Genomic DNA, 14,604 nt, shown 5'->3' on the forward strand with positions numbered 1-14,604 from the left:
TGCCCACTCCTTTACTCTTCTGAGGATGCTTCCTTTTTTGCCTTCTCGATCACATCATCGATCGTACCTACATTGAAAAACGCGTTTTCCGGATAATCATCCATCTCGCCGTTGACAATCATCTTAAATCCGCGGATTGTCTCTTTTAACGGAACGTATTTACCCGGAATACCGGTAAAGTTTTCCGCTACATGGAATGGCTGAGAAAGGAATCTCTGGATCTTTCTTGCGCGGAAAACGGTCTTTTTATCTTCTTCTGAGAGTTCTTCCATACCGAGGATGGCAATAATGTCCTGAAGTTCTTTGTATTTCTGAAGGATCTCCTGAACTTTTCTTGCCACTTCGTAATGTTCCTCTCCCACTACATCTGCCTCCAGAATACGGGAGCTGGATTCCAGCGGATCTACCGCCGGATAAATTCCCTGCTCTACAATCTTTCTGGAAAGAACAGTCTGGGCATCCAGATGGGCGAATGTCGTCGCCGGAGCCGGGTCTGTCAGGTCGTCCGCCGGCACGTAAACCGCCTGTACGGATGTAACAGAACCGTTCTTTGTGGAAGCGATCCGTTCCTGAAGCGCACCCATCTCGTTTGCAAGTGTCGGCTGATATCCTACGGCTGACGGCATACGGCCAAGCAGCGCGGATACTTCAGAACCGGCCTGCACAAAACGGAAAATATTATCAATAAACAGAAGCACGTTCTGATGCTCTCTGTCACGGAAATACTCAGCCATCGTAAGACCTGTCTCCGCCACACGCATACGGGATCCAGGCGGCTCGTTCATCTGTCCGAACACAAGGGCTGTCTTATTTAAAACACCGGATTCTCTCATTTCTGTCCAGAGATCATTTCCCTCACGGGAACGTTCTCCGACACCGGTAAATATGGAATATCCGCCGTGCTCTGTAGCGATATTCTGAATCAGTTCCTGAATCAGCACGGTTTTTCCGACACCGGCTCCTCCGAACAGACCGATCTTTCCTCCCTTTGCATAAGGTGCAAGAAGATCAATGACTTTGATTCCGGTCTCAAGAATCTCGACAACCGGACTCTGTTCTTCAAATGTCGGAGGATTTCTGTGGATTTCCCAGTGTTCCTCGTCTTCCAGGGATTCACCTCCGTCAATCGTATCGCCAAGAACGTTGAAGAGACGTCCAAGTGTCTTGTCGCCGACCGGAACCTTGATCCCTGCACCGGTCGCGGTCACTTCCATGTCACGGCAGAGGCCTTCACTTGCGGAAAGCATGATACAGCGGACTGTATCATTTCCGATATGCTGTGATACCTCCATCACACTTTTCTTTCCATTGTTCTCTACGGCAAGTGCATCTTTGATAGCTGGAAGCTCACCATTTTCAAAAATAACATCTACAACAGGTCCCATGACCTGTACAATCTTTCCTTTATTCATCGTTATCACTTCCTTTTTTGTGCCCTCGCACCGCCGATTACCTCTGTGATTTCCTGAGTAATTGCGGCCTGCCTTGCACGGTTATACTGAATGGACAACTCCCGGAGCATCTCCTTTGCATTGTCCGTGGAAGACTGCATCGCAGTCATTCTGGCATTATTCTCACTGGCATAAGATTCAACCAGACAGCCGTATATATTTCCTGTAATGTAGTTCGGTACGACCTGATCCAGAACATCTTTGGTGGACGGCACCATGTGGATAATCTCCTGCTGTACATCGACCGGAAGTTTCGGCATGAATGCCGCCTTTTTCAGCGGGAGAAGCTGTACCCGCTTTGTCTCCATGCTGACTGCATTTTCCATCTCCGTATAAATAATATCGACTTCATCGAGCTCTCTCTCCAGAAACTTTTCCACGACTTCTCTGGCGATCACCCTTGCCCTGTGCATGGTCGGCTTCTGAACCGTGTAATGGAACTGCTCATCCATATCCACATTTTTCTTGCGGAAATACTGCTGTCCCACAATACCGAGCACATACAGCTTGTGATGACCTTCTTCCTGAACCATCTCTTCTGTCATCTTGATGACATTGTGGTTATAAGCGCCGGCAAGACCCTTATCTGCCGTCACGACAATGCAGCCGATCTTTCTCTCGTCAGCCGGTATCTCCGGTCTCGTATCAAAAAACACATGCTCCACATCCGGCATGTGGCGGAGAATTCTGGAAACCGCGTTCTGCAGATTATAAAAGTACGGCTCCGTATCCGCAAGCACCTGCTTTGCACGCTTCATCTTGGAAGAAGAAATCATATACATCGCATTCGTGATCTTCATCGTATCCTGGATACTTTTCATACGTGCCTGTATTTCTTTTGCATTTGCCATACTAACACCTGCTCTTGTCTCTGAATTCTTCTGCTGCTTTTACAATCTTTTCTTCAAGTTCCTCTGTCAGTACCTTCTTTTCGGCAAGCTCGCGGCCGATTTCCGGATAGACATTGTCAATATACTCAAGAAGCTCTTTCTGATAATTCTTCAAATCCTTCAGCGGAATTCCGATCAGCTTCTTATGCGTAGCCGCGCACAGTGTGATTACCTGATCCTGCATGGACAGCGGACTGCAAAGCGGCTGTTTTAAAAGTTCCATCAGACATGCCCCGTATTCAAGCTGTGCCTTTGTAGATTCATCCAGATCAGAAGAGAACTGGGTGAATACCTGCATCTCTCTGTACTGTGCCAGATCAATACGGACACTTCCGGCAGCCTTCTTCATCGCCTTCGTCTGTGCCGCACCACCAACACGGGATACAGAAAGACCGACATTGACAGCCGGACGCATACCGGAGAAGAACAGGTCGCTCTCCAGGAAAATCTGTCCATCCGTGATGGAAATGATATTGGTCGGAATATATGCCGATACATCTCCGGCCTGTGTCTCTACGATTGGAAGCGCTGTGATAGATCCGCCTCCAGCCTCATCGCTCAGACGGCTGGAACGTTCCAGAAGTCTGGAATGTAAATAGAAGACATCACCCGGATATGCCTCACGTCCAGGCGGTCTCTCCAGAAGGAGTGACAGTGCACGGTAAGCTACCGCGTGCTTGGACAGATCATCGTATACGATCAGCACATCCTTCCCTTTATACATAAAATATTCTGCAAGAGCTGTGCCCGCATATGGCGCAATATACTGGAGCGGCGCACAGTCACTGGCTGTCGCTGCAACCACCATTGTATAGTCCATGGCTCCATATTTCTCAAAAGTGGAAACCAGCTTTGCGATCGTAGACGCTTTCTGTCCGATCGCGACATAGATACAGATCACATCTTTTCCCTTCTGGTTCAGAATCGTGTCTGTCGCAATCGATGTTTTTCCGGTCTGACGGTCTCCGATGATCAGCTCACGCTGTCCCCGGCCGATCGGGAACATGGAATCGATTGAAAGGATTCCTGTCTCAAGCGGTACGGTAACCGATTTCCTGTCAACAATTGACGGTGCCGGATATTCGATCGGTCTGTATTCACCGGCCTCAATGTCCCCTTTGCCGTCGATCGGCGCGCCCAGCGCATTGACAACACGTCCGATATAGCCTTCTCCGGCCGGAACACCTGCATTTTTCCCGGTACGGAATACTTTCGTTCCTTCACCGATCTCACGGTCATCTCCGAAAAGAATACAGCCGATGCTGTTCTGGCGGATATCCTGTACCATCCCTTTCAGTCCGTTTTCAAATGTAACGATCTCACCGTAAGCCGCATGGTCAATCCCGTAAATCGTGGCAATCCCGTCTCCGACACTGACTACCTGTCCGACTTCCTTATCTTTGCTGATTTCATCATAATTCTGAATTTCTTCTTTCAATATGGAGATTATTTCGTCTGAATTGATTGTGCTCAATTACTTCACCTCCGCTTTTAATGTTGTAAAGCACGGGAAAGCGCCCGGAATCTTCCTCTGAAACTCCAGTCGAACTCCCGTCCGCCTGCCTGAAGGATGAATCCTCCGATCAGGCTTTTCTCTTCTTTTAAAGAAAGCGCAACTTCCTTTACATGAAATTTCCGGCGCAGGAATGTTTTCATCTTTTCCTGCTGCTCCACTGTCGGAGCCGTCACATAAAACAAGACGGCCTCAAGGCCCTCGTTTGCTTTTCTTTCAATTTCCCGGTACGCCTCGAACATTTCCAGAAGCAGTCCCGATTTCTGATTTCTGCATACGACCTTGATAAAATTTCTGATCCCTTCCGGGAAAATACGGTCAATGATTTTCTCTTTTACATAAAAAGCAATCGTCGGATTTGTAAGGCTTTCTCCCACCTCAGGGACTTCCTTTAAAATCGTCTCTGCCGTTTTTACAGATTCTGCATCCACATGAAGTTCGTATAATGCCTGTGCATAATTTTTAGCTGTCTGTGTCATCAGAATCACCTGCTTCTTCTAAAAACTGGTCATAAAGTGCCAAATCTCTTTCACTGCTGTTTTTCTCGCCCATAATTTTAGAAGCGGCTGTCAAAGCAATATCGGCTATCTGGGACTTCATCTCCCGCATAGCCTGCTCTCTTTCCACTTCCATTGTCTTTCTCGCCTTATCCACAATCTGGCCCGCTTCTTCATTTGCATTCTTCACGATTGCGTCAGCCTGAAGCGCCGCCTCTGTTTTGGCCCTTTCTACGATCTGCCCGGATTCCTCTTTCGCTGAAGCAAGCGCTTCTTCATACTGCGCTTTCAGCTTTCCGGCAGACTCCTTCTGATCCTGCGCATCCTTTAACTGTCCGCGGATCAGCTCGTCTCTTTGATCCATGATCTTCTGAATCGGCTTAAATAAGAAATGCTGCAGCAGGAAATACAGAACAAGCAGATTTATGATTGTACCGATGATTGTAACCGGACTTAATGTCAGCATCTGCCTCTACCTGCCTTTCTCTTATCCTAATAAGATGATGATTAACAGACCGATTACGAAACCGTAGATCGCTGTTGCCTCGGCAAGCGCACATCCTAAAAGAAGTGTACTTCTGATTTTGCTCTCTGCCTCCGGCTGTCTTGCGATAGACTCAGCTGCCTTTCCTGTTGCAAGGCCGATACCGATACCTGCACCAATACCTGTAAACACTGCTACTGCTGCTCCAATTGCAATTAAAGATGACATCGTTTTGTTTCCTCCTTGTTCTCTCTTCTCAGTTCCCTGTCTGCCTATTCAACTGCTTCGCTGATAAACAGGGATGTTAAAAATACAAATACATATGCCTGAATGAATCCGTCAAAAAAATCAAAATACAGATTAAATGGTACCGGAAGCAAAATCGGACAGATAATCTCGACCAGCTTCATGACCACATAAGATCCTAATACATTTCCGAAAAGCCGCATACAAAGCGAAAGCGGCCGGATACCAATCTCCAGTATATTGATTGGAAGCATAATGGGAATCGGCTCAGCAAAACTTTTCAGCCACCCCTTTGTCCCTTTCTGGTGAATCCCGGAATATTCGATCAGGATGATACTCATAAGTGCCAGCGCAATCGTCACGCCCATATCCTTTGTCGGCGGGACGAACCCGAATACCCCCATGATATTGGCAAGTCCGATATAAAGGACAATCGTAATCATGTAAGGAATATAGCGTGCTCCGTGCTCTCCCAGCAGATTATAAAAGAAATTGCGGAAAAATAAATATCCGGCCTCAAGAGCAAGCTGCTTTTTCCCCGGATTTTCCACTTTTAAGTTCCGCACTAAAATAATAGAAAGTAATACAAGAACCGCCATAACAATCCATGTCACAACGACGGATTCATAGATCGGAAGCCCATCTCCGACCGGTATCGTGAACATAATTTTACAGTTCAGTTCTTCCATTAATTTCTCTGATAAACTACCCGTTTTGCTCCCTCCTTTTCTTTTTCATATCGTGCTTACTTTACTCCTCCATATTTGAAAAGTCAATATCCGATCCAACAATAATCCATAATAAAAAGTTAGTTTTTTGTATATTTTTACTATGGTTTTTGTTAATTTTTACTGCTATTTAGCAGATATCTTTTCTCATATATCTCCAATATGCCGCAAAAAGTCCGATCAAAGCGTAGACCATGCCAGAAAAACCGGTTCCGGTTCCAATTCCCCAGCCGGAATGACGTTGGCACCATCTGCATAAGCATAAGGAGTGATATATTTTACAAATCGCCGGAGTCCCTGACATGAATATTCCAATGGTACAGCTGTTACGAAAAATCCAATAAGAAAAGCCAGAACGGAAGGCTTTTACTCCATCTCCGTTCTGGCTGTCTTTAATTCTTATAATCTCTTCATCAGTTCTTCTCGTTCTTTTTCGTATCCCGGTTTTCCGAGAAGGGCAAACATATTTTTCTTGTATGCCTCTACGCCCGGCTGATTAAATGGATTTACGCCAAGAATATATCCGCTGACGCCGCAGGCAAATTCAAAGAAGTAGAACAGCTCTCCAAGGTAGAATTCATTCTGCTCCGGAATATTTACCATCAGGTTCGGTACATTACCGTCTGTGTGAGCAAGTACTGTTCCGTTCATTGCGCTCTTGTTTACAAAGTCAACGGTCTTTCCTGCAAGGTAGTTCAGGCCGTCAAGATCAACCGGTTCTTCTCCGATGATCACTTCTTCTCTGGATTTCTCTACATTCAGTACAGTCTCGTACATGATGCGGCTTCCGTCCTGGATGAACTGTCCCATGGAGTGAAGATCTGTTGTCAGATCCACAGACGCCGGGAAGATACCTTTCTGGTCTTTTCCTTCGCTTTCTCCATAGAGCTGTTTCCACCACTCGGATACATAGTGGAGACTTGGCTCATAGTTTGCAAGTACTTCCACTGCTTTTCCTTTTGCGTGAAGAATATTTCTAACTGCCGCATACTGAAGTGCATCGTTTTCCTCAAACGGAAGCTCCAGCGCTGCCTTTCTTCCGGATGCAGCTCCTTCCATAAGCTTTGTAATGTCAGCTCCGCTTGCTGCGATCGGCAGAAGTCCTACCGCTGTCAGAACAGAGAAACGTCCTCCCACATCATCCGGAACTACAAAGGACTCATATCCTTCTTCTGTAGCAAGATTTTTCAGTGCTCCTCTTGCCTTGTCTGTCGTAGCGTAGATACGCTTTGCTGCTTCCTCTTTTCCGTATTTCTTTTCCAGCATCTCTTTGAAAATGCGGAACGCGATAGCCGGTTCAGTAGTCGTACCGGATTTAGAAATAATATTTACAGAAAAATCTCTGTCTCCGATCACTTCAATCAGATCATGAAGATAGGTGCTGCTGATGCTGTTTCCTACAAAGTAAATCTCAGGCGTCTTACGTGCCTCTTTGGAAATATTATTATAGAAACTATGTCTTAAAAATTCGATCGCAGCTCTTGCTCCCAGATAGGAACCGCCGATTCCGATTACAAGAAGCACATCGGAATCTCCTTTGATCTTCTCAGCCGCTTTCAAAATTCTGTCAAACTCTTCTTTATCATAATCTACCGGAAGGTCGATCCATCCAAGGAAGTCATTTCCTGCTCCTGTGCGCGCAAGCAGCTTGTCCTTCGCCGCCAGTGCAATGTCTTTCATAGACTCCATTTCATGTTCCTTGATAAACAGATCTGCTTTTGAATAGTCAAATGTTACCTTTGCCATCACTTTACCCATCCTTTCTATCATTATATATAGGTATAAATTACTAGGTATATTTTAGCAAAAGGCATTCTATTAATCAAGTTAAAAACTCGGCAAGGATCTGGCGTATCATTTCCTCATCCTGCCGCCGCTTTTCTTTCCGTTCCTCCTCCTCTTTCGCTTTCTCCTGCTCTTCCTTCATCAAAGTAACAAGCTCCGACTCTATTTCCTCGCCTTTGCCTTCCTCCCCGACTTCCGTTTCCTCCGGAGCAAATTCCATCAGATTTTCCTCTAACGGTACTTTCTCTTCCTCTTCTTTTTCAGAAAACACAACAGCATTTTCTTCTGACTTTTCTTCCTCCATCACGCTTTCTTCCTCTTCCGTCCGGAAATTTTCCTCTGTTTCCTCCATCCGGGTTATCTTTTCATATTTACGTGCATATGTATTTTCCAGGAACTCTATCATATAGTTTTTTGCCGCTTCCAGCTGGTAGCTTTCATCTGTGACCATCCTGAGCGCAAACAAAAGCAGCGCTCCCGCAATACCGGCTGCCGCATACTGCCCCACATTTTCCAAAGGTGCATCCTGGGTGTATGCTGCCGCTGCCCCTGCCGCTCCAAATACCAGGCAGCCCCATACCGCCGCTTTTTCCATCTGCCGCCAGCTGTGCAGTTTTATCCACAGTACTTTGTATTCATACATATATTTATCCACAAACGCCCGGATATTCTGCACCTTATCACTCACCATACATGCATGTTCAAATTTGGCCCGGACAAGCTTCATCAGCGGGTGCAGGCTTTTTCCCATCCTTCCCGCCTCCCGCACCAGTCGCCTGAGTGTCAGACTGACAATGATCTTGCTGAAGATTCCCAGTATACACATCACTCCGACTGCGTAAAATAACACCCCATGTTTCCATACTGCTTCCAACATAAAAAGAGCCTCCTCCGTTTTTTTGTTTATCCCAAGTATAACTGAAAACTACGGAAAAAGGCTCTGTAACCGTTCTACATATTTTTTATGCCGCCCTGCAAAACCGGGCGGTTTTTGACGTTTTTTCGCTCTATTATTTCTTGATTTCCGGCACCAGCGCCTCAATCAGCCTTACACTATGGCGGATTGCCGCCGCTTCAAAGGCCGGATAGTCTACCGATGCACTGTTGTCAGCTTTATCCGAAATTGCCCGAATGATGACGCACGAAATTTTGTTAAGGTAAGCCGTATGCGCGATCGCAGCCCCCTCCATCTCCGTGCATTTTGCGTCAAAAAGACTGATCAGCTGCTCTTTCTTCTCACTTGAAGAAACAAACTGGTCTCCGCTTACAATCCTTCCTGTCCATGTATGGATATCCGGATTTGCCTTTTCATTGACCTCTTTTGCCAGTTTCACCAGCTTTTCATCTGCCGGAAACGAGAAAGTATCCATCTGCGGGATCTGACCCACTGGATCTCCAAATGTGCTTGCATCCATGTCATGCTCTACTGCGTCTGTTGAAATCACAATATCTCCGATATCAATCGCCGCATCCAGAGATCCCGCGATTCCTGTATTGATAATCACATCCACTCCAAACCGGTCCACAAGAATCTGCGCACACACTGCGGCATTGACCTTGCCAATCCCGCTCCTTACTACGACAACTTCTTTCCCCGAAAGTTTTCCTCTGCAAAAAGAAAGAGACGCCGCCGAAACAACCTCTTCTATTTCCATGCTTTTCTTTAATTCTGCAACTTCATCTTCCATTGCTCCGATAATTCCAATCATGCTTTCGACCTCCTTTTCCTCACAGTATAACAAATTTTTGTATGTATACCTAGCATATTTTTTCTTTCTTTGTTATAATTCTTTTTCGGAAGGGAAACAGAAACGGAGGAATCAATATGAAGTACAGGCCAACTGGCGTATGTTCAAAAGAAATTGAATTTGATCTTGACGATCAGCATCGTATTCACAACGTTGTTTTCACCGGCGGCTGCAACGGCAATCTGCAGGGAATCGCAAGCCTTGTTGAAGGCATGGAAGCGGACGAAGCGATCCGCCGCCTCTCGGGCATTAAATGCGGCTTTAAAAGCACCTCCTGCCCGGATCAGCTTGCTCACGCACTTCAGGCCGGACTAGCTAATAAATAAAATAAGGGCAAAAAAAGATTCCGCTGTTCGGGATACACTCCCGTCATGCGGAATCTTTTCTTTTGCCTACATAGAAACATTACTGTTCATTTTCGAAAAGATCTATGATATAGGAAACGCATGGTTCCCTATATCATAAGCACTAACCGAAGAAAGCCGGTTAAGAAATGACACGGAAGAGCTATTGGGGCTACTGCTCCATTGGTGTTTCCTGCCCTTTCGGGCAGTAGTTTGGGTTTTCTCAATGTAAGGACTAAAAGATAGTAAAGCCGTAGGGCTTCCTTTTTTCATTTTTTGTATGGAGCAGTAACCTCAATAACTCTCCCGATGACCATTTAATCTTTTCTGCCTGTAAACAAATCATTCCATATTCAATTTTCTTCTTCCTGTTAGATGTAATATCCGCCTGTAGCAGAACTGCTTACATCTGAGTTTGCGTAATGTACGCTTCTGACACGGTAATAATAACCCTTCGGCACTGTCAGCGTCTTGTAAGAGGTAACTGCAATAGCGTTGTTTTTTGTGGCTGTCCAGGATGTATAATGCTTCCATGATCCATTCACTTTACGCTCTACAAACACATCAATACTGACTTCTGAGACTACCTTCTGTGCCGTAGTGTTTCCGCCTGCTGTAATTTTTCCATCACCAGGTTTACTGATTTTGGAAAATCCGCTCTGAAGGTAAACTCCTCTCGGCTGTACTGTGATGTACCCAATCTGCTCAGCGCTCTCCTCAGCTGCGCTGACCATCTGGCCGGATACTCCAAATACCAACAGTACCGCTGTCATCATTGCCGCTGCCTTTGACAACAACTTTCTTCTTTTCATATTTTTGCTCCTCTACTATATAGACGCACGAACTTCCAAAATCTTTCGCTTTTTTTCAAAAAAAGTGGAGATTTTCCAAAATTTTTTCAAATTCGTCTTTTTCAATGATCCCGGTTAAGATATAAGTAACGTCCTTGTATTCAAATTCTGCTGAAAATTCCTGTTGATTCGATTCTTCAATCAAATATTCTGTCACCCGAATTTTTGTATTTTCTACTGTTTTAACATATTCATCAACAATCGGGTCTTCAATATCATAGCCAAACGAGAATCCTTGATATACAGGTGTTATATTGTAAGTAAATACATTCTCTCCATACTGATAGTATATTATAGCTGATAAAAAATCTGGTTCTAAAATATAATCCACTATTTCCATATTAGTCGGTCTATAAACTAATCGCACCGCATCAAACCCGAATTGGTCTTTAATCTTTTGGTATATTTCTTCCTCAGTAATTTCCTCCTGCTGAGTAATGTCAGAATTATCATCTTCAGCAGTTATATTTGTTGTTTTTCTTCCTCCCAGTATTCTGTCCACCGTTTCAGCCACAAATCCCCCATCTCCAAAACTCGTCATCCCCACCCCAAGTACTGCGACAAGTGCCACGGCCAGGGCAACGATCGTCTTTTTCCTTCGTTTTCTCACGCGCACTTTTTTGGTCTGATTTCCTTGAGTATTTTGCATTTCGGACTGACTTTCAGGCTGCCTTTCTTCTGCGCCTGCCGCCAGTTCCAGTGACTCCGGGGCGAGTTCTTCGGAGAATTCTTCCCGCGCCTTCTCTTCCCGGCGGAGCTGCAGTTCTTTTCCGAGGCGCAGGGCCTCCTTATCTGCTTCTGACAGATTTTCATATGCTTCTCTCTGCCGCCGGATTTCTTCTGCCTGTTTCCATATTTTATTTTTTAGTTCCGGATCCGGCCCTGATTCTGTCAGAGGTGGATCCTGCTCTACTTCTTCTTTTATCCGTGCTGACTCTTTCTCCAGCTCTTCCTGCAGGAACTCTTTCATGAGTTCATCTTCTTTTTTCATTTCGTCCCCCTTTTTTTTGCGTTTTCTTTCCTCCGACTTGACCTTTATTTCAATTCTGTTTAATATAAATAATCATAAAAGCATTTTCGGAGGCATGCCATGAAACGTATCATTTTAACCGGCGGCGGTACTGCCGGGCATGTTACACCAAACATCGCCCTTCTTCCCCGCCTGAAAGAACTTCAATATGACATTCACTATATCGGGTCTTATAATGGAATTGAAAAAGATCTGATCGAACCTTTTCATATTCCATACCACGGGATTTCTTCCGGCAAGCTGCGCCGTTATTTCAGCATGAAAAATTTTACGGATCCGTTCCGTGTATTAAAAGGATTTTATGAGGCAAATAAGTTAATCAAGACATTGAAGCCGGATGTGATCTTTTCCAAGGGCGGTTTTGTCAGCGTACCGGTTGTCATGGCCGGCAAGCGGAATCATGTCCCGACTATCATTCATGAGTCAGACATCACGCCTGGTCTCGCCAACAAGCTTTCCATGCCGTCGGCGACAAAGATCTGCTGCAATTTCCCGGAGACATTAAAGAATCTTCCGGCAGACAAAGCGGTGCTCACAGGCTCACCGATCCGGCAGGAACTGCTTACAGGCGATAAGGAGGCAGCAAGGAAATTCTGCCATTTCACTTCCCAAAAGCCTGTTATTCTCGTGATCGGCGGAAGCCTCGGCGCTGCTGCAGTTAATCAGGCTGTGCGGAACATTCTTCCAAAACTTCTGGAAAGCTTTCAGGTGATCCATCTCTGTGGAAAAGGAAAGCTGGATGAGTCTTTGACCCGGGTGGAAGGTTATGCACAGTTTGAATACATTCAAAAAGAACTGAAAGATCTTTTTGCGCTGGCCGACATTGTCATTTCCCGTGCCGGTGCCAATGCAATCTGTGAGCTTCTGGCTCTGCGTAAACCAAATATCCTGATCCCGCTTCCTGCAAACGCCAGCCGCGGAGATCAGATCCTCAATGCCCGTTCCTTTGAGCGTCAGGGATTCAGCATTGTCCTGGAAGAAGAATCACTTACAGACGAAATTCTTCTGGATACTGTCCACCGCCTGTATCAGGATCGTGATACATATACAAAGGCAATGAGCGATTCCGGCATGCAGAATTCGATCGAGACAATTATTGATCTCATTGTCCGGGCTTCGCAAAAATAGTGTTCCATAAAAACTCTGAAATCAAAAAATAGGTGTCGAATCGGCACCTGTTTTTTTATATTATTTCATTTCTCTGTAATCTGCCTCATATTTTGTTTTCATCCACTTCTTTGCTCTGAACAGCATTGACTGGAATGCCTCCAGACGGATACCCATCTCTTCTGCGATTTCTTTCTGTGGAATTTCCAGCACAAACGCGCGGACAACTGCATCATACCATCTTGGATTGTGCTGATACAGCTCTTCCAGCATCGTACTCATCAATTCTGTTTCTTTTCTGCGGCGTTCCCGCATGAAAATCAGCTCATCCGGACCTGGTACTTCCTCGCCCATCTGTGCCACCAATCCCTCATCATCCAACAGCATCTCCAGTTTCCGCCTTCTCATCTGGCTGCAGGCCAGACGATAAGCGGTTGTGCGAAGCCATGACTCAATCGCGTTCTTGTTTCTGATCTTTTCATAACTGATCAGTAAATTTACAAAAGTGAGTTGGGTAATCTCATCGGCATCCGTCTCATTTTCCGAGTAATACTTTGCTGTTCTCCAGACAATATTTACATATTTATCATAGATATCATTAAATAGTATTTCATCCATATGAGCTTCTTACGCCTTACCCTCTTGTTATTCCCTGTTTTACTCTTCGTTGATTCTGGAAAGTATCTCATTCTTCTGTTCCTCATCAAGCTGTCCCATTTTCCAGCCAAGACCTACTTTATCTCCTTTGTATCTTGGAATCAGGTGCATGTGGAAATGGAATACGGTCTGTCCTGCCGCCTCTTTATTGTTCTGTACGATATTATAACCATCGCATCCAAGAATCGGCGTAAGCTTTTTCACCATCTTTTTAGCAAGCACAAGTGCTTTTGCAGCAATCTCATCATCCAGCTCATAAAGGTCTGCATAGTGCTGTTTCGGAAGAATCAGGGCATGTCCTTTCGATGCCGGACTTGCATCTAAAATCACGCGGAAAGCTTCATCTTCATAAAGCGTCGCAGTCGGAATATCTCCGTTTGCAAGTTTACAGAAAATACAATTATCGTCTCTCATATCTCATACTCCTTTACATTGATATTTGAATATTGCCTCCACCAGTGCTAAACTAGAAAGCATCGAACTGTTTAGAAAGGTGGGAAATTCCTATGTCTTTTACATCCGATGAGATGCAGCGTCTTCAATCCTATGTAAATCAGGATGCTGAAGCGTCTGCTCTGTTTCAGAAACTGCTCCATTCTCAGGATATGGAACGTCACAAAATCTGCCACGAAATCCGCAATCCCCTGACTCTTCTTTCCGGCACGCTGCAGCTGATCGAATCCCGGCATCCCGAGGTCCGCTCCTTCGAGTACTGGGACTCCCTTTGCCAGGATCTGGAATACATGATGCATCTTCTGGAAGAATTTTCACTGTTTAACAACAGCAGCTCTCTTCATCCGGAAACTTTTTCGTTCCGGAGCTTTATGGAAAAACTGGTCCTCTCCTTCGCCGCGTCCTGCGCCAATACGGAGATTGAATTTACTTCCCTGCTGGAAGATCTTCCTGTCATCACCGGAGATCCTGTCAAACTCCGTCAGGCACTTTTAAATCTTTTTAAAAACGCCGTGGAATCAATCCACGGTTCCGGGTCCGTCAATCTGAAAGCCTGGTTCCATGACAGCCAGATCCATATCCGGATTCAGGATACCGGCTGCGGCATATCCGAAGAACAGCTGAAGGAAATCTTTACACCGTTTTTCACTTCCAAATCTTCCGGAACCGGTCTGGGGCTTCCTGTCGTTCAGAATATCATTCTCGCACATCATGGAACAGTATCCGTGGATTCCCGCCCCGGATTTGGAACGACTTTTGAGATCACTCTCCCGGTACATCCCGGGCTTTCCGGAGATCCAAAGTGATGGTGCCGATACGG

Annotated in this window: 17 protein-coding genes; 3 read left to right on the plus strand and 14 right to left on the minus strand. The window is 45.5% G+C overall.

The features are described from left to right. Window positions 1-11 precede the first annotated feature (11 nt). From atpD to B5G11_RS01165, 10 genes are all read right to left on the minus strand, one after another. Window positions 12-1,412: a F0F1 ATP synthase subunit beta gene (gene atpD, locus B5G11_RS01120; RefSeq protein WP_087166584.1), complete on the minus strand. Its 1,401-nt coding sequence runs from the start codon at window positions 1,410-1,412 to the stop codon at window positions 12-14. A gap of 5 nt (window positions 1,413-1,417) precedes the next feature. Next, complete coding sequence (gene atpG, locus B5G11_RS01125; protein ID WP_087166583.1) at window positions 1,418-2,302, minus strand: ATP synthase F1 subunit gamma; 885 nt, start codon at window positions 2,300-2,302, stop codon at window positions 1,418-1,420. 1 nt (window position 2,303) lies between these two features. Next, the gene (gene atpA, locus B5G11_RS01130; RefSeq protein ID WP_087166582.1) at window positions 2,304-3,815 is read right to left on the minus strand and encodes a F0F1 ATP synthase subunit alpha; all 1,512 of its coding nucleotides are present in this window, start codon (window positions 3,813-3,815) and stop codon (window positions 2,304-2,306) included. A gap of 17 nt (window positions 3,816-3,832) precedes the next feature. Then, a complete protein-coding gene (atpH, locus tag B5G11_RS01135) occupies window positions 3,833-4,333 on the minus strand; it encodes an ATP synthase F1 subunit delta (RefSeq protein WP_087251867.1) in 501 nt (166 codons plus the stop codon). After that, entirely contained in the window at window positions 4,317-4,817 is a 501-nt protein-coding gene (gene atpF / locus B5G11_RS01140) for a F0F1 ATP synthase subunit B (protein WP_087166580.1), read from the minus strand. The genes atpH and atpF overlap by 17 nt, the downstream gene beginning before the upstream one ends. 21 nt (window positions 4,818-4,838) lie before the next feature. Then, window positions 4,839-5,063 (minus strand): ATP synthase F0 subunit C, encoded by a 225-nt coding sequence (gene atpE / locus B5G11_RS01145; protein WP_087166579.1) that lies wholly within the window; start codon window positions 5,061-5,063, stop codon window positions 4,839-4,841. A 44-nt stretch (window positions 5,064-5,107) separates the two neighbouring features. Beyond that, complete coding sequence (locus tag B5G11_RS01150) at window positions 5,108-5,770, minus strand: F0F1 ATP synthase subunit A (protein ID WP_087166578.1); 663 nt, start codon at window positions 5,768-5,770, stop codon at window positions 5,108-5,110. Between the two features lie 438 nt (window positions 5,771-6,208). Continuing rightward, window positions 6,209-7,567, minus strand: coding sequence for a glucose-6-phosphate isomerase (locus B5G11_RS01155; protein WP_087166577.1), 1,359 nt, complete (start codon window positions 7,565-7,567; stop codon window positions 6,209-6,211). A 64-nt stretch (window positions 7,568-7,631) separates the two neighbouring features. Next, window positions 7,632-8,471, minus strand: a complete 840-nt coding sequence (locus B5G11_RS01160) for a hypothetical protein (RefSeq protein ID WP_087251868.1) — start codon at window positions 8,469-8,471, stop codon at window positions 7,632-7,634. A 133-nt stretch (window positions 8,472-8,604) separates the two neighbouring features. Continuing rightward, entirely contained in the window at window positions 8,605-9,303 is a 699-nt protein-coding gene (locus tag B5G11_RS01165; RefSeq protein WP_087251869.1) for a 5'-methylthioadenosine/adenosylhomocysteine nucleosidase, read from the minus strand. Window positions 9,304-9,419: 116 nt separating this feature from the next. Between B5G11_RS01165 and B5G11_RS01170 the strand changes: the two genes are divergently transcribed. Next, window positions 9,420-9,668, plus strand: a complete 249-nt coding sequence (locus B5G11_RS01170; protein WP_087166574.1) for a TIGR03905 family TSCPD domain-containing protein — start codon at window positions 9,420-9,422, stop codon at window positions 9,666-9,668. Between the two features lie 389 nt (window positions 9,669-10,057). Here B5G11_RS01170 and B5G11_RS01175 read toward each other — a convergent pair whose 3' ends face one another. Both B5G11_RS01175 and B5G11_RS16145 read right to left on the minus strand, forming a co-directional pair. Further along, window positions 10,058-10,498 (minus strand): DUF6147 family protein, encoded by a 441-nt coding sequence (locus tag B5G11_RS01175; RefSeq protein WP_087251870.1) that lies wholly within the window; start codon window positions 10,496-10,498, stop codon window positions 10,058-10,060. 55 nt (window positions 10,499-10,553) lie between these two features. Beyond that, window positions 10,554-11,528, minus strand: a complete 975-nt coding sequence (locus tag B5G11_RS16145; RefSeq protein ID WP_144289654.1) for a DUF4367 domain-containing protein — start codon at window positions 11,526-11,528, stop codon at window positions 10,554-10,556. 99 nt (window positions 11,529-11,627) lie between these two features. Between B5G11_RS16145 and B5G11_RS01185 the strand changes: the two genes are divergently transcribed. After that, a complete protein-coding gene (locus B5G11_RS01185) occupies window positions 11,628-12,695 on the plus strand; it encodes an undecaprenyldiphospho-muramoylpentapeptide beta-N-acetylglucosaminyltransferase (protein WP_087166572.1) in 1,068 nt (355 codons plus the stop codon). A 60-nt stretch (window positions 12,696-12,755) separates the two neighbouring features. Here the strand turns inward: B5G11_RS01185 and B5G11_RS01190 are convergent, their stop codons facing one another. Together B5G11_RS01190 and B5G11_RS01195 are read right to left on the minus strand one after the other, a co-directional pair. Continuing rightward, entirely contained in the window at window positions 12,756-13,292 is a 537-nt protein-coding gene (locus tag B5G11_RS01190) for a sigma-70 family RNA polymerase sigma factor (protein ID WP_087251871.1), read from the minus strand. Window positions 13,293-13,331: 39 nt separating this feature from the next. Beyond that, window positions 13,332-13,745 (minus strand): HIT family protein, encoded by a 414-nt coding sequence (locus tag B5G11_RS01195; protein WP_087251872.1) that lies wholly within the window; start codon window positions 13,743-13,745, stop codon window positions 13,332-13,334. A 92-nt stretch (window positions 13,746-13,837) separates the two neighbouring features. Here B5G11_RS01195 and B5G11_RS01200 point away from each other — a divergent pair, with 92 nt between their 5' ends. Continuing rightward, a complete protein-coding gene (locus B5G11_RS01200; protein WP_087251873.1) occupies window positions 13,838-14,590 on the plus strand; it encodes a HAMP domain-containing sensor histidine kinase in 753 nt (250 codons plus the stop codon). The last annotated feature ends 14 nt before the right edge of the window (window positions 14,591-14,604 follow it).

The sequence above is a fragment of the Drancourtella sp. An57 genome, from assembly GCF_002161525.1.
Classification (GTDB): Bacteria; Bacillota; Clostridia; order Lachnospirales; family Lachnospiraceae; genus Sellimonas; species Sellimonas catena.